We start from the raw sequence: 17,441 nt of genomic DNA on the forward strand, positions 1-17,441 counted from the left end.
ATGGGCACAAGTACCCACGAGTGCCGGTCGGCCGGTTTGCGAAGTCATGCAACACTTTAATCGGTCAAGTATTCCGGCCGCCTCCTATTGAGTGAGGAAGCGGCCGTCCAGCGTCTCACCCGGGGAACATTGTGAAGCTACTGAACCGCCTTCGACGATTCAGCACCAAACACAAACGAGCATTATCGGTATCCACTGCCTCTGCCGTCAGCATGGGTGTGATCAGCGGTGCCTTGCTTTATCCCGGTTTTGCCACTGCCGAAGTTGACCTGAACGACGGCGGTGTGTGGGTGACGAATAACAACACCGGAATGGTGGGTCACCTTAATTACCAGTCGCGGCTCCTGGACGGCGGCTACGCAGCGAACAGTGACAGCTTCGACATCATTCAGGACCAGGCCACGGTCTTCAATATCAACTCTGATCAATCCAAGGTCAGCCCCGTCGACGTGGCCAACGTGGTCCGCGGCACTGAAGTTCAGCTGCCCGGTTCAGCAGCGGTGGCCATGGGGGGTACGACGGCGGCGGTGACGGACCGCGCCGGTGGTGCGGTCTGGATTACTACGGTGCAGAACCTCGCTGCTTTCAGTGACCAGGAAACCGAGCCGGTGGTGACCGGTTCGTCCGGTGTGGTTGCGGCGGTTTCTTCGAACAATCGCGTTTTTGTCGCAGACCCCGGCGCTGCAACGGTCTCCACCTACGTGGTTGCGCCCGACGGCACCTATGAGGAACCGGTGGTTGTTGAGGCGGAGGCACTGGGAACCTTCGGTGATGCGCAGATCGCCGCCGTGGGAGATCAGGCAGTGGTGTTCGACGGCGAGTCCGGTCAGCTCGTCCTGCCCGGCGGAGAGGCGGTGACCCTTCCGGATGCTGTGGGTGGGCGTCTGCAGCAGAGCGGCCCGGCGGGCAGTTTCGCGGTGGTGGCCACCCCGACGTCGTTGATCAAGCAGCCGCTGAGTGGCGGGGATCCGATCATTACACCCCTGGATTCCACCGGTGTTCCCGCTGCGCCGGTGCAGCTGAACGGTTGTATCCACGCAGCCTGGGCCGGAGCTGCCGTCTACATCCGCGACTGCGCAGACGATGCCAGTGATCAACGGCAGGACATCCCCGAACTCGGTGCGGAATCGGAACTGGTGTTCCGGGTCAATCGCAGTGTGGTGGTCCTCAACGATGTCAACGCCGGTGATGTCTGGCTGGTGCTGCAGAACATGCAGTTGGTGAACAACTGGGGTGACATCATCCCGCCGAAGGATGAGTCGGATGATGAGGACCAGGAATCCGCGAGTGAGAACCCGGTCAACACGCTCCCTGACCGCACCGGTGAAAACCGTCCTCCGGTGGCCGAAGACGATACCTACGGCGCAAGAGCCGGCCGCACCACTATTCTGAACGTCGTCGCCAATGACACAGACCCGGACGGCGATCTCCTGACGAGTACCCTGACCGGGGAACCGCCGGCCGCAGGCAGCGTGCAGCCCATCTACAACGGTGCAGGACTGCAGATTGTGGTCCCGCCGAACGCCACCCCCGGCAACTCCACCTTCACCTATGAAGTGTCCGACGGACGCGGAGGCAGCGATTCCGCACAGGTCACCCTTGATATTCGCGGGGCTGATTCGAATGAGCCGCCCAACGCATTGCGCTCCACGAAAATTCTTGTGGAGGAGGGCAAGTCCGTCAGCCAGAACATCCTCTCCAGCTGGATGGACCCGGACGGCGATGACCTGTTCCTTGTGAGTGCGGAGCCGACGCCGGACGGTGATCAGGTGAGAACCCGCTCGGACGGGCTGCTGACCTTCCGTGATGTCGGCAAGGGCCAGGGCGTGAAGGAAGTAAACATCGTCGTCTCGGACGGCCGTGAAGAGGTGTCCGGCGTCATCAGTTTCGATGTCCGGGCAGCAGGGACGTTGGCGCCGGTGGTCAATTTCGATCACTTCACTGCCGTCGTCGGGCAGGAATCCCAACTGAGCCCACTGCAGAACGATCTCGATCCGGCAGGTGGTCAGCTCAGCCTGGCGAAAGCGGAACTTACCGGCGGGGATGCGGTGGCAACACCGGATTATGACACCGGCACCATCGCTTTCACTCCCAACGCGGCGGGCACTTACTACGTCGAGTACCTGGTGACCAACGGTCCGCAGAGCGCCAGTGGCCTCATTCGGGTTGATGCGAAAGCCGACGGCGCTGAGGGAGCTCCGATCGCCGTCCGCGACGTTGCTCTGCTGCCGCGCAACGGCGATGTGCTGGTCGACGTTCTGGGTAATGACAGCGACCCTTCGGGTGGCGTGCTGGTGGTGCAGTCAGTGGATGTACCGGCCGGTTCACCGCTGGAGGTCGCGGTACTCGATCACAACGTGCTGCGCATCCACGACGTGCGGAACCTCAGCGAGCAGACCACCATCACCTACACAATCTCGAATGGCAAGGCGTCCGCCACCGGGGAAGTAAGCGTGCTCTCCGTCGAGGGCCCGGAGACGCCGCTGCCTCCGCAGGCTAACTCCGACGAGGTCACAGTACGCGCCGGTGATGTCGTCAACATCCCGGTGCTCGACAACGACACACATCCCAACGGCGACGAGCTGACACTGAATCCGGTCCTCGCACAGGGGATCGACCTTGCGGACGGCCGAATTTTCGCCTCCGAGAACTCGTTGCGTTTCGTCGCAGGCACGACGGCAAAGACTGTCTACGCAATCTACGAGGTGCTGGACAGCACCGGGCAGACGGACTCGGCGGAGGTCCGCATCAACATCCGGCCGCTCGATGAACGAAATACGCCGCCCGTACCGAAGAACCTCGACGCCCGCGTGATCGCAGGATCAACCGTGCGCATCCCGGTTCCACTCGATGGCATCGACGCCGATGGCGATTCCGCCTTCCTCACCGGCATAGACGCGGCGCCGACAATGGGCGCGGCCGTACCCGGTCCGAACTACATCGACTTCACCGCGTCTGCGACTGGAGCGGGAACTGACACCTTCACCTACACGGTCCGCGACCGGCTCGGGCTGGAGAACACCGGCACCATTCAGGTGGGCATAGCCCCGGCCGCGGAAGCCAACCAGAAACCCATTGCCGTCAACGACGGCGTCATCCTCCGGCCCGGCCGTGCCATCGCCGTCGATGCGCTGCGGAATGATTCGGACCCGGACGGTGACCCTATCGCGCTTAATCCCGAAGCGGTCACTGCCACCCCCGAGGAGATGGCTCCGGAGATCGTGGAAGGCCGCGTGCTGTTCCGCGCACCACAGGCCGAGGGAGATTTCAGCGTCCGCTATTCAGTGGCTGATGATCGCGGTGCCTCCGGCAACGGCAACATCAACGTGACGGTCGACCAGAACGCTCCGCTGCTCCTGCCGATCGCGCGTGATGACAGGGTCGAGGTGACCGAGACCCGCGGGCAGACAGCCGTGGACGTGCCGGTCCTGAAAAACGATGAGGATCCGGACGGTGTCGCCGAAGACCTGAAAGTCAGTGTTGACGTCGCCGACGCCACGGCGGCAGTGGGAGCGGAGAACGTTGTCCGCGTCGAGCTGACACCGGAGCCGCAGTCCATTCCCTACACCGTTGAGGACATCGACGGCGGTGTCGCGACCGCCGTCGTCTGGGTACCCGGGCTGAGTGAACAGTATCCGACGCTCATCAGCAACGCTCCCATCGATGTGCAGGCGGGGGAGGAACTCGCCCTCGACCTGCGCGAGCTGGTGGAGGTCCGCGAGGGCCGCACGCCGCGCCTGACCGTCACTGAGAAGGTCACGGCGATCGGCACCAGCAACGCCAACGACTGGGTGGTCGATCCGAACAACCTCCGCTACGCCGCGGACGCGGATTACGCCGGCAAGGGCTCCATCACCTTCGAGGTCACCGACGGCACCGGACCCGATGACCCGGAGGGCTTGAGCTCCACCCTCACCGTCCTCACCAACGTGATCGCCGCTGAGGAAAGCCCCAACTTCCCGCCGACCCTGGATTCCGGGTCCCTCGAAGTTGCCATCGCCGAGCCGGCAGTCACGCTCGATCTGGCAGGTCTTGCTGCCGACCAGAATCCTGAGGACACCCTGGAGTTCTCGCTCACCGGTGAGCAACCTGCCGGCTTCGACATCTCTTTCACCGGTTCGGTGCTGACCGTTGCGGCCCAGGACGGCGCCGAGGTCGACACCACCGGAACCGTAGGTATCTCCGTGACGGATGGGGAAGACACAGCCAACAGTTCGGTGGCGCTGACGGTGCTCGCATCCAGCCGGCCGTTGCCTGTTGCTACCGACGACGAAGTGCCTGACGCCGTTCAGGGCGAGCCGGTGACCGTGGACGTGCTGAGCAACGATGTGAACCCGTTCCCGGACGAGCCGCTGCGCATTGTCGACGTCATCGCGGACGGCAACGGGAGTGTGTCCCAGCAGGGCGACTCCGTCCTCGTGACACCGGGTGAATCCTTCGTGGGCAACATGACAGTGCAGTACACAATCGAGGACAAGACCGGGGAACTGTCACGGGTTGCCACTGCTCAGATACTGCTCACGGTCAAGGGCAAGCCGGGCGTACCCTCCACGCCTGTGGTTGAGAGCACCCGGAGCAAGTCGGTGGTCCTTTCCTGGGATCCGCCGGCTGACAACGGCTCAGCGATCACCGGTTACACAGTCACCAGCAACAACGGGTTCAGCCAGGAATGCCCGGCGACAACGTGCACGCTGACCGGGCTCACCAACAACGTGGAGTACGTGTTCACGGTCACCGCCACCAACGACATCGGTACCTCCGATCCGTCGCCGGAATCGGCGGTTGCGCGTCCGGATACGCAGCCGGCCCAGCCCGCTCCGCCGGCGCTGGTGTTTGGTGACGGATCGCTGACGGTCAACTGGACTCCGCCGGCCAATGAGGGCTCACCGATTGAAGGCTATGACCTGCAGATTTCGCCTGCGCCGCCGAACGGAGCAGTGCAGCGTAGTGCCACCGGCAGTCCGCTGACCTGGGAAGGCCTGGAGAACGGCACCGCCTATAAAGTCCGGGTGCAGGCACGCAACGCCGCGCCGGAACCGTCGGAGTGGAGCGACTACTCCGCGGCCGAGATTCCGGCTGGGTTGCCGGGAATCCCTGCTGCGCCGACGACGACGCGTGCCGATTCGGTGGGCACGGAGAGTCAGCTGGTGGTCGACTGGGCAGACGTGTCGCCCAATGGCGACGCGGTGACGAAGTATCAGGTGCAGGAGTTCCGCGGTGGCGCGCTGGTGCGTACCCTGCCCGAGGTCCAGGCGTCCGAGCAGACCATCGTGGTGCCCAACGCCGAGGCGGACTACAGCTACGCTGTCCGCGCCTACAACAAGGCAGGCTGGACCGAATACGGCGCGCAATCCGCACCGCGCCGCGCCGTAGGAAGCCCTGAGGCGCCGCAGGCCCCCTCCCTGGTGGAAACGAATACCGGGGGAGCGGGAGAGACCGTCACGATCAGCTTCCAGGAAATCGCGGCGTCGCAGCGGAATGGCGCGCGGGCCTCCGAAGTCAGCTACGTCGCCGAATTCAGCAACGGCAAAGTCGTCAACGGTGTGCGTAATGGCCAGAACGTGGGGGGTTTCCCGAACGGATCCAACGTGTGGGCTGTGGTTCGGGCCGTTGCTACAACGGACGGATCAAGTTACAGCAGTGCTAACAGCGCGCGCTCCACTACGGTCGTTCCGTACGGGAAGCCGCTTGCACCGCGTGCGAGCTCGGGCAAGAGTGCCCAGGGTGATATGGAAGTCCACTTCGACTGGTCTGCCCGGCGTGACAATGGTCGTCCCGTGGTGGAGGTGCAGCACCGCAAGCTGAACCCCGCAACCAGTTGGGTGTCGCGAGGCACGTCCGGAAACGTGTCCTACAAGGTCGGTGATTACGGAGACCAGGAGACCGTCGAGTTCAAGGCCTGTGACTCGACCGGCCAGTGTTCGGAATCGACAATCGTATCCGGCAATGCAGGGAATGCGCCGGCACCGACGACGTGGGACATCACAGCGGGCGGCCCCGGCCTCGATGCTAGCTCAAGGACGTGCATGGACGGCCTGGGTGGAACCAACTGGAGACCGAATGCCTCCGGAGACGCCAAGTGCAGCGGGAACCACTGGCTCTACGACCGGCAGACCATCGTGTCGAACTGCTTCAGGTACCTCTACACCAACGGTGAAGCCTGGTACCGCCAGCAGTCAGGGCCAAACACTGACGCCATGAACAATGGTTTGTTTGTGCGCGGAGACACAACCACCGAAGGGTTCTCGCCGCCGCAAGGCATGCCATCCTGCTGATCTTTCTCACGCTCCAAGCCACTGACTGCGACTGTCCTCCGATGGGTACCTGTACCTATGGGAGGACGGCAGCCCAGCCTATAGACTTGCTACGGCGCCGCTGACGGTCGAGGCGCCCATTTTCGGGGGACAGCAACTTTGATGAAACGTGTATTCGATCGCCTGCGTCGTTTCAGCATGAAGCACAAGCGGGCACTGTCGGTATCCACTGCTTCCGCAGTCAGCGTGGGCGTGATCAGCGGTGCGCTCCTCTATCCCGGTTTTGCTACTGCTGAGGTTGACCTGAACGACGGTGGCGTGTGGGTGACCAACCGCAACACCGGCATGGTGGGTCACCTCAATTATCAGTCACGGCTGCTGGACGGCGGATACGCGGCGAACAGTGACAGCTTCGACATCATTCAGGACCAGGCTACGGTCTTCAATATCAACACCGACCAGTCGAAGGTCAGCCCTGTCGATGTGGCGAACGTGGTCCGTGGGACGGAAGTGCAGCTCCCCGGTTCAGCTGCCGTCGCTATGGGCGGTACGACGGCGGCAGTGACGGATCGTGCCGGTGGTGCGGTCTGGATTACCACGGTGCAGAACCTCGCTGCCTTCAGTGACCAGGAAACCGAGCCGGTGGTCACCGGTTCCTCCGGAGTGGTCGCGGCGGTGTCCTCAAACAACCGCGTTATCGTCGCAGACCCCGGCGCTGCAACGGTCTCCACTTACGTGGTTGCAGCGGACGGGACCTTCGAGGAGCCAGTGGTTGTTAAAGCGGAGGTGCTGGCGGCGTTCGGTGACGCGCAGATCGCCGCCGTGGGAGATCAGGCAGTGGTGTTCGACGGCGAGTCCGGTCAGCTCGTCCTGCCTGACGGAGAGCCGGTCATGCTTCCGGATGCTGTGGGTGGGCGTCTGCAGCAGAGCGGCCCGGCGGGAAGTTTTGCGGTGGTGGCGACACCGACGTCGCTGATCAAGCAGCCGCTGGCCGGGGGCGACCCAATCGTGACGCCGCTGGACTCCACCGGTGTACCCGCCGCCCCCGTGCAGCTGGACGGCTGTGTCCACGCAGCCTGGGCAGGGGCTGCCGTCTACGTCCGCGACTGCGCCGATGATGCCAGTGACCAGCGGCAGGACATCCCCGAGCTGGGAGCGGAATCCGAACTGGTGTTCCGGGTGAATCGCAGCGTCGTGGTCCTCAACGACATCAACGCCGGCGACGTCTGGCTGGTGCTTCAGAACATGCAGTTGGTGGATAACTGGGGCGACATCATCCCGCCGAAGCAGGAGTCGGACGAGGAGGATCAGGAGTCGGCGAGCGAGAATCCCGTGAACACGCTCCCGGACCGCACGGGTGAAAACCGTCCTCCGGTAGCCGAGGACGACTCCTACGGTGCTCGTGCAGGCAGGACCACCATCCTCAACGTGCTGACGAATGACACGGACCCCGACGGGGACCTGCTCACCACGCGATTGAGCGGGGACCAGCCGGCCGCGGGCAGTGTGCAGCCGATCTACAACGGTGCAGGCCTGCAGATCGTGGTTCCAGCAGATGCTCCGGTGGGTATTTCTACGTTCGCTTATGAGGTTGAGGACGGACGCGGCGGCACCGCTGCCGCCCAGGTCGACATCGAGGTTCGCGAGGCTGACACGAATGAGCCGCCAAATCCTCTGCGTCCCACGAAGATCCTTGTGGAGGAGGGGAAATCGGTCAGCCAGAACATTCTTTCCAGCTGGACTGATCCCGACGGGGATGATCTGTTCCTGGTGAGTGCGGAGCCTACGCCGGATGGGGATCAGGTTCGTACGCGCTCGGACGGACTGTTGACCTTCCGCGACGTCGGCAAGGGACAGGGCGTCAAGGAAGTCAATATTGTCGTCTCGGACGGACGTGAAGAGGTGTCCGGCGTCATCAGTTTCGATGTGCGTGCGTCGGGGACGCTGGCCCCGGTGGTCAATTTTGACCACTTCACCGCCGTCGTCGGGCAGGAATCCCAACTCAGCCCACTGCAGAACGACCTCGATCCGGCCGGCGGCCAACTGAGCCTCGCTAAGGCCGAACTCACCGGCGGGGATGCAGCGGTGACGCCGGATTATGACACCGGCACCATTTTCTTCACGCCGAGCGCCGCGGGGACTTTCTACGTCGAATACCTGGTGACCAACGGACCCCAGAGCGCCAGCGGTCTCATCCGGGTTGACGCGAAAGCTGACGGTGCGGAGGGAGCTCCGGTCGCCGTCCGTGATGTGGCGCTGCTGCCGCGCAACGGCGACGTGCTGGTTGACGTACTCGGCAACGACAGCGACCCGGGCGGCGGCGTGCTCGTTGTGCAGTCCGTCGAAGTGCCGGCAGATTCGCCGGTGGACGTTGCAATCCTGAACCACAATGTGTTGCGCATCCACGATGTGCGGAACCTCAGCGAGCAGACCACCATCACCTACACGATGTCGAACGGCACGGCGTCGGCAACCGGTGAGGTGAGCGTGCTGCCCGTGGAGGGCCCGGAGACGCTGCTGCCGCCGCAGGCCAACTCAGACGAGGTCACAGTGCGTGCAGGGGACGTCGTCAATATCCCGGTGCTCGACAATGACACCCATCCCAACGGCGATGAGCTGACGCTGAGTCCTGTCCTGGCCCAGGGAATTGATCTCGCGGACGGGCGCATCTTCGCGTCGGAGAACTCGCTGCGCTTCGTCGCTGGACCCACTGCGAAGACTGTCTACGCCATCTACGAAGTGCTGGACAGCACCGGGCAGACCGATTCCGCAGAGGTCCGGATCAATATCCGACCGTTGGATGCACCGAATACGCCACCCGTGCCGAAGAACCTCGACGCCCGCGTGATCGCCGGATCGACGGTGCGGATCCCGGTTCCGCTGGACGGTATCGACGCGGATGGAGACTCCGCCTTCCTGGCAGGAATCGACGTTGCTCCGCAGCTGGGCGCGGCGGTTCCCGGCCCCAATTACATCGACTTCACCGCCTCGGCCACCGGAGCGGGAACTGACACCTTCACCTATACGGTTCGCGACCGGCTCGGGCTGGAGAACACCGGCACCATTCAGGTGGGCATAGCCCCTGCAGCGGAAGCCAATCAGAAACCCATCGCCGTGAACGATGGTGTGATCCTGCGGCCCGGCCGAGCCATCGCCGTCGATGCGCTGCGCAATGACTCGGACCCGGACGGTGACCCGATCGTGCTTGATCCGGAGGCTCTGGCGGGCACGCCGGAGGAGATGGCTCCCGAGGTGGCCGAGGGCCGCGTGCTGTTCAGTGCGCCTCAGGCAGAAGGTGATTTCAGCGTCCGCTACGGCATCCAGGACAGCCGGGGTGGCACCGCCGCAGGCAATATCAGTGTCACCGTCGATCAGAACGCACCGCTGTTGTTGCCGATCGCCCGCGATGATCGGGTGGAGCCGGAAGAGACCCGCGGCCAGACGGCTGTGGACGTGCCGGTCCTGAAAAACGACGAGGACCCTGACGGTGTGGCCGAGGACCTGATTGTTCGGGTCGATCCGGCAGCCGTCACCGCCTCAGTGGGAGCGGAGAACGCAGTCCGCGTTGAGCTCACCGAGCAGGCTCAGATCATCCCGTACACGGTGGAGGACATCGACGGCGGTGTTGCCACCGCCGTGATTTGGGTGCCGGGACTGAGCGAGCAGTACCCCACGCTCATCAGTGACGCACCGATCGACGTGCAGGCAGGAGAGGAACTGGCTCTCGACCTGCGGGAGTTGGTGGAGGTCCGGGAAGGCAGGACGCCGCGGCTGACGGTGACCGAGAAGGTCTCCGCAATCGGGACCAGCAACGCCAACGACTGGGTGGTCGATCCGAACAACCTCCGCTACGCCGCGGACGTCGGTTACGCCGGCAAGGGCTCCATCACCTTCGAGGTCACCGACGGCACCGGCCCCGACGACCCCGAAGGGTTGAGCTCAACCCTGACCGTACTCACCAACGTGATCCCCGCTGCGGAAAGCCCCAACATCCCGCCCACCCTGAACTCTGGATCGCTGGAAGTTGCAGTTGCTGAGCCGGCGGTCTCCTTGGATCTGGCCGGCCTTGCCTCCGATCCGAACCGCGAAGACACCCTGGAGTTCTCGCTGACCGGTGATCAACCCGCCGGGTTCGAAGTGTCCCTCGACGGCTCGGTTCTGAGCGTGGCACCCGGTGAGAATTCTGAGGCTGGGCTCACCGGCGTCGTGGGAATTTCGGTATCTGACGGTGAGGAGACCGCATCGAGTTCAGTTGCGGTGGCGGTGTTGGCGTCGAACCGGCCGCTTCCGGTGGCGAATGACGATGAGGTGCCTGACGCAGTGCAGGGTGAGCCCGTCCCGGTGGATGTGCTGGCCAACGACGTGAACCCGTTCCCGGAGGAACCGTTGCGCATTGTCGATGTGGTCGCTGACGGGAACGGCAGCGTGTCGCAGCAGGGCGAGTCGGTTCTGGTGACGCCGGATGAGTCCTTTGTTGGGACGATGACGGTGCAGTACACGGTGGAGGACAAGACGGCTGACCAGTCGCGCCTGGCGACGGGGCAAATTGTGTTGACGGTGAAGGGTAAGCCGAGGGCGCCGTCAACGCCGGTGGTGGAAAGCACCCGGAACAAGTCGGTGGTGTTGTCCTGGGATCCGCCGGCCGACAACGGTTCGCCGATCACCGGTTACACAGTCACCAGCAACAACGGGTTCACGCAGGAGTGCCCGGCGACCACGTGCACGCTGACCGGGCTCACCAACAACGTCGAGTACGTGTTCACGGTCACCGCCACCAACGACATCGGTACCTCCGATCCGTCGCCGGAATCGGCTGTAGCGCGTCCGGACACACAGCCGGCCCAGCCCGCTCCGCCGGCGCTGGTGTTTGGTGACGGATCGTTGACGGTCAACTGGACTCCGCCGGCCAATGAGGGCTCACCGATCGAGGGTTATGACCTGCAGATTTCGCCTGCACCGCCGAACGGGGCGGTGCAGCGTAGTGCCACCGGCAGTCCGCTGACGTGGGAGGGTCTGGAGAACGGCACCGCGTACAAGGTTCGGGTGCAGGCACGCAACGCGGCGCCTGATCCGTCGGAGTGGAGCGATTACTCCGCGGCTGAGATTCCGGCTGGGTTGCCGGGAATCCCTGCTGCGCCGACGACGACGCGTGCCGATTCGGTGGGCACGGAGAGTCAGCTGGTGGTCGACTGGGCAGACGTGTCGCCCAATGGTGACGCGGTGACGAAGTATCAGGTGCAGGAGTTCCGCGGTGGCGCCCTGGTGCGTACCCTGCCCGAGGTCCAGGCGTCCGAGCAGACGATCGTGGTGCCCAACGCCGAAGCTGACTACAGCTACGCTGTCCGCGCCTACAACAAGGCAGGCTGGACCGAATACGGTGCCCAATCAGCACCTCGTCGCGCGGTTGGTTCTCCTGCAGCGCCGAGTAACGTGAGCCTGAAGGAGACTCGTACCGGCGCCGAGGGCCGCCACGTCCAAATCAGCTTCAGCGAACTCAACGCGGAGCAGCGCAACGGCGCACGAGCGTCCGAAGTCAGTTACCAGGCGGTGTTCAGCGATGGTCGTCAGATGACGGTCAGGCCCGGCCAGGAGATCGGCGGGCTCGCCAACGGATCCGCAGTGACCGCTACGGTCACTGCCATCGTCAACAGCGACGGCGCCAGCTACTCGAGTTCACCCGCCACCTCCAACCAGGTAAGCCCCTACGGCAACCCCGGGAAGCCTTCGGCGAGCGGACAGAACGGTACACAGAACGAAAACAGCGTGACCTTCAACTGGGCACCGCCCAACACCGGAGCTCATGACGTCAAGCAGATTCAGATCAGCATCGACGGCGGTGGTTGGCAGAATGTTGCCAATTCCGGTTCGAGGCGGGTCAGCGGCAACTTCGAACAACAACACGAGATTCGGGTTCGCTCGCTGAACTCCCGCGGCGAAGCAGGGGGAATCGCGAACGCTACAGCCCGCGCGGGCAAGGAACAACCGAGCCAGCTCGACACACGGCTCCTGGGACATATGCAGCGCAGCTGCACCGACCCCGCGAACCGGGCCACCTACGATCCCGAGGAGTTCACCTGTGAAGGCGTGGGCGGAAATAATCCCCCGTGGTTCTACGCCGAGCACCAGTTCACTGTCGGTTGCTGGATCAGCCACACCGATGGCTACGGCCGGACCGGTCAGTGGTACCGGATTGTTGGAGGGCCGCGCAACGTTGGCCGCTACATCGACGCCGGCCACGTGACCGTCGGCGGGCCGGCCCAGAGCAAACTGCCGCAGTGCTGACAGCCGACGTCCTGCACGTATTCTTTCCCGTGGGCAGCACGGATTCCGCAAGAGAAAAAGGAACAGATCATCATGACAATGACCGCTGAACAGGCCGCGTGGTTCGCCGGGACGTTTGACAAGCTGGTTGGCAACGTGGGGCAGGCAGTCCTCGGCAAGTCCCACGTGGTACGGCTTGTCCTGACCGCGATGCTCGCCGAGGGTCATGTGCTGCTCGAGGATGCTCCGGGAACCGGAAAAACCATGCTGGCGCGGTCACTCGCTGCGACGGTGCAGGGAACGCACTCCCGCATCCAGTTCACCCCGGACCTCCTGCCCTCTGATGTCACGGGCATCACCATCTATGACCAGAAGACGCAGGAGTTCGAGTTCCACAAGGGCCCCATCTTCGCGAACATCGTGCTCGCAGACGAGATCAACCGCGCCTCGCCGAAAACCCAGTCGGCGCTGCTGGAGGTCATGGAAGAATCCCGCGTCACAGTGGATGGCGTGAGCTACACCAACGACCGCCCGTTCATGGTGATCGCAACCCAGAACCCGATCGAACAGGCCGGAACCTACCGTCTTCCCGAAGCGCAGCTTGACCGCTTCCTGATCAAGACCATGATCGGCTACCCGGACCATGCCTCCACCGTCCAACTGCTCAGCGGCTCGGCAACCCGTGACCGTTCGGCGGCGCTGACCCCGATCATCACCACCCAGGCCATCAAGGACATGGCGGATCTGGCGACGGAAACCCACGTGGATAACGCGGTGCTCGAGTACATCTCCCGGTTGACGGAGGAGACCCGCTCTGCACCGGAGACGCGTCTCGGAGTGAGCGTGCGCGGAGCACTGGCCATGGTCCGCACAGCGAAGGTCTGGGCTGCCGGCCAGGGCAGGCATTACGTCCTGCCCGACGACGTTAAGGAACTGGCGCCGTACGTGTGGACCCACCGCTTCGTCATGGACCCGGAAGCGGAGTTCGCCGGAGCAACACCCGAGGCCGTCCTGCGCCGCGTGCTTGCCGACGTGTCAGCTCCCCAGCAACGCGCCACCGCCTGACACTCCTGAGGATTCATGGCAACGAACACGGAAACCGCGGAAAAAAGCGCCTCACGACGGCGCGCGGCTGATCCTGCGCGCCGTCGGGCGTCCCAGCCGTCCCCGGAACGGACCGGAAGACAGAAACGCACGGCGTCGTCGTCCCGTCTCCACCCACGGTCACTAACCCGGGAAGCCTGGCAGCTGGCGCGGGACGCAGGCGCGCCGGTGGCCAGCCGGATCCTCGACGGACTGAGGAAATACTGTGGCCCCGTAGTGGGAGTGGTCAGTCCGCTCGGGTGGATCATTGCCGCAACTGTCACCGCACTCTGGATACTCGGCTCTGTCTTCGACTGGCGGGAAGCGCTCGTTGCAGCGTTGCTGGGCACGGTTCTCTTTCTCCTGGCCGTCGGATTCATTCTCGGCCGCTCCTCCTACGCTGTGGAGCTGGACCTGACGCGTACGCGCGTGGCGGTGGGGGACCGCGCCGTCGGAAGCGTTGCCGTCTCCAACACCTCAGCCAAGGCGCTGCTTCCGGCCTCGCTGGAGCTGCCGGTAGGAGCGGCGACGGCAATTTTCCACCTGCCAAGACTCAAGCCGAACCAGCAGCACGAAGACCTGTTCACCATCCCCACGCAGCGCCGCGCCGTCATCGTGGTGGGGCCGGTCCGCTCGGTGCGCGCTGATCCGCTGAGCCTGCTGCGCCGCCAGGTGTTCTGGACCGAACCCACCGACCTGTACGTGCACCCGCGGACGGTGGCACTGGTCGGCTCGGCCGCCGGCTTCATCAAGGACCTGGAGGGACTGCCCACCAAGGACCTCTCCAGCGCTGACGTCTCCTTCCACGCGCTGCGCGACTACGTACCCGGCGATGACCGCCGCCACATCCACTGGAAGACGACGGCGCGGACCGGCCAGCTCATGGTCCGCCAGTTCGAGGAGACCCGCCGCTCCCACCTCGCCGTTGCCCTCTCAACCAACACATCCGAATACGCATCAGACGCCGAGTTCGAGCTCGGCGTGTCCGTTGCCGGCTCCATCGGACTGCAGGCCATCCGCGAGCAGCGGAACCTGAGCGTGCTCACCCAGGACGGACCCGTGCGCTCCGAAACCGGGCGCAACCTGCTCGATGACATGACGCGGATCGAGGGCCGGAACCGGCGCCTCACGGCAGTGGACCTTGCGAGGACGACGGCGGATTCGGTACCGAATGCCTCGGTTGTGTTCTTCGTGGTGGGCCCACACGTCACCCCGTCCCAGCTCCGCTCCGCAGCCGCCTCGGTTCCCCCCGGCATCAGATGCATTGCCATCCGTTGCGTGAGTGACCAGGATCCGGGAAGGGCCACGATCGGGGATCTCACCGTGCTCACCCTCGGTAACCTCTCCGACCTCGCCCTCATCCTCCGCAAGGCAGCAGCATGAGCCGCCGTGCGGGACGCGCAGGCAGGGCGCTGCCGGGAAGGGTGCAGACCGGCATCGATCTCGGCGCCCTGGTCCTCCTTCTCGGTCTCGGCATCCTCGGATTCGGCCCCACTTTCGGGGGGGACCTGCGCTATCTTGCGGCTGGATTCGGTGGGATCGCGATCGGCCTCGTCACGGCCTGGCTGAGTACCCGCCACCGCTGGGGTTTCTGGCCGACTGCAGGGGTCCTGCTGGGCGCCTACCTGGTGCTGGGACACGCGCTGGCCGCGCCGGTGGAATCCTTCCTCGGGTTCCTGCCCACGCTTGAATCGCTGCGGGTCGTTATCGCCGGCGTCGTCTTCTCCTGGAAGGATCTGCTGACGGTCGCGGATCCGGTGGGAATCAGCCGCGGCATGCTTGTGGTGCCTTTCCTTTCAGCCCTCCTGCTCGCGGCGGTCGCCGGGCTGCTGGCCTGGCGCGTGCGCACGCCGTACTGGGTGCTCCTGCCGGTCCTCGGACTGTTCCTCGTCAGCATCGCCTTCGGCACCAACCGGGCAGCGCTGCCGGAACTCCGTGGCATCCTGCTGATCGTCGCAGCAACCGCCTGGCTGGCGTACCGCCGGGACATTGCACGAACTGACCAGACCGGAGCGCTGTCGGCAAATACAGCTGCGCAGCCGGACCCTCCCGGCGTCGGTGTCGTTGGAGTTCGCGGTCTTTTCCGCTCCAACACGGCACGCCGGCTGGGACTGGGCGGAGCTGTCCTCGCCGTCGGCACCATTGTTACCCTCGTGGTGAGTCCGGTGCTGGCGGGGAACACGGACCGCGATGTGCTCCGCGACGTCGTCGAGCCTCCGGTTGATCTGTTCGACTACCCCAGCCCACTGACCAGCTTCCGCAAGTACGTCAAGGACCAGGCTGATGAGACGCTCCTGACCGTGGACGGGCTGCCCGAGGGCCAGCGCATCCGGCTCGCCGCGATGGATGCCTACGACGGCGTGGTGTACAACGTGAATCCGCAGGCTGCCGGGAACTTTGCCCGGGTAGGGGATGCGCAGCAGCTCGGCAGCGCGGACGTCGCGGAGGACGAAGGCACCGTCGCCACCCTCGACATCACCGTCGAGGCGTACAACGGCGTGTGGCTGCCCACGGGAGGCGAGCTGCTCGGCGTGGATCTGGACGGACCACGCTCACAGGACCTCAACCGGTCCCTGTACTACAACAATGACGCCTTGACCGCACTGTCCACCATCGGGGTGCAGTCGGGCGACACCTACAGCATCAACGTGGTCTTCCCGGAGGTTCCGGGTGACGAGGTGCTCACCCAGTATGACTTCGCGGACCTTAGCCTCCCGCGCGTCCAGAACGAGCCGCCCATCATCGCGTCCAAGGCGAGCGAATACGTGGGAGAAGTTTCCGACCCGATCGAGCGGGCGCGTCGCCTCGAGCAGGTGCTCAGCTTGCAGGGCTTCTTCAGCAACGGCAAGGACGGTGAAGCGCCGTCCCTGCCCGGCCACGGCGCCGCCCGCATGCTCACCCTCCTTGACGCCGAGCAGATGGTCGGCGACGACGAGCAGTACGCCGTATCGATGGCCCTGATGGCTCGCAAGCTCAACATTCCGGCCCGGGTAGTGATGGGTTTCTACCCCGACTGGGACGAGGTCGAGGACCCTTCAGCGCCCCTCGCCCTCACCGGTGAAGACGTGCACGCCTGGGTGGAGATCGCCTTCGACAATGCCGGCTGGGTTCCGTTCGACCCCACCCCTCCGGAGGACAACGAACCGGTGCCGCCGCAACAGCAGCCCAAGTCCTCGCCTAAGCCGCAGGTTCTCCAGCCTCCGCCGCCGCCGCAGGAACCGGCCGAACTGCCGCCGGATTCCGCACCGGAGCCCCAGGACGCCGAAGACCGCACCAAGGACTTCTGGGATGACTGGGGTCCGCTGGTCCGCGCCATAGCGCTCGCCCTGATCCCGTTGGGTGTCCTGCTGCTTCCGCTGCTGCTCATTCTTCTGCTGAAAGTACGACGGCGGAAGCGGCGCGCGAACATCGGCGCGCCTTCCCAGCGGGTCGGCGGAGGATGGAGCGAGGTGTTGAGCCTCGCTACGGACCTCGGTGCGGAGACCAACGCCAGGGCAACCCGCCGCGAGAGTGCACATGAACTCGGAACGGCTTTTCCCGCCAGCGCAGGATCAACCACGCTCCTCGCACAGCGCGCAGACGCCAACATCTTTGCGTACGGTGAACCGACCGAACGTGAGGTCGAGGAGTACTGGAGCGCCGTCGAGTCATCGTTGGAGGGTATGCGCGGCTCGGTTGGCTGGTTCCGGCGGCAGCGTGCCCGCTTCTCGCCGCGTTCCCTCATCCGGGAGGCGCGGTCAAAGGTGCGTCCGCGCAGCACTGCCCGGGGAGCACGCCGTGGTTCAGAGCGAAGGCAGGACCCGTGAGCGTGGACGGGCTCCAGTGCCCGCGTTGTTCGTCACG

The 17,441-nt window shown here is 64.6% G+C and carries 5 protein-coding genes; all 5 read left to right on the forward strand.

From position 1 onward, the window contains the following. Positions 1-290 precede the first annotated feature (290 nt). Positions 291-6,275, forward strand: coding sequence for an Ig-like domain-containing protein (locus tag ACZ2GY_RS05160; RefSeq protein ID WP_471673200.1), 5,985 nt, complete (start codon positions 291-293; stop codon positions 6,273-6,275). A gap of 141 nt (positions 6,276-6,416) precedes the next feature. Next, positions 6,417-12,536, forward strand: a complete 6,120-nt coding sequence (locus tag ACZ2GY_RS05165; protein WP_471673201.1) for an Ig-like domain-containing protein — start codon at positions 6,417-6,419, stop codon at positions 12,534-12,536. A gap of 72 nt (positions 12,537-12,608) precedes the next feature. Then, positions 12,609-13,580 (forward strand): AAA family ATPase, encoded by a 972-nt coding sequence (locus tag ACZ2GY_RS05170; RefSeq protein WP_056548647.1) that lies wholly within the window; start codon positions 12,609-12,611, stop codon positions 13,578-13,580. Positions 13,581-13,595: 15 nt separating this feature from the next. Further along, complete coding sequence (locus tag ACZ2GY_RS05175; protein ID WP_277358300.1) at positions 13,596-14,981, forward strand: DUF58 domain-containing protein; 1,386 nt, start codon at positions 13,596-13,598, stop codon at positions 14,979-14,981. Continuing rightward, positions 14,978-17,404: a transglutaminase TgpA family protein gene (locus ACZ2GY_RS05180; RefSeq protein ID WP_471673202.1), complete on the forward strand. Its 2,427-nt coding sequence runs from the start codon at positions 14,978-14,980 to the stop codon at positions 17,402-17,404. The genes ACZ2GY_RS05175 and ACZ2GY_RS05180 overlap by 4 nt, the downstream gene beginning before the upstream one ends. Positions 17,405-17,441 lie beyond the last annotated feature (37 nt).

This window comes from Arthrobacter sp. KKT183 (assembly GCF_055657625.1).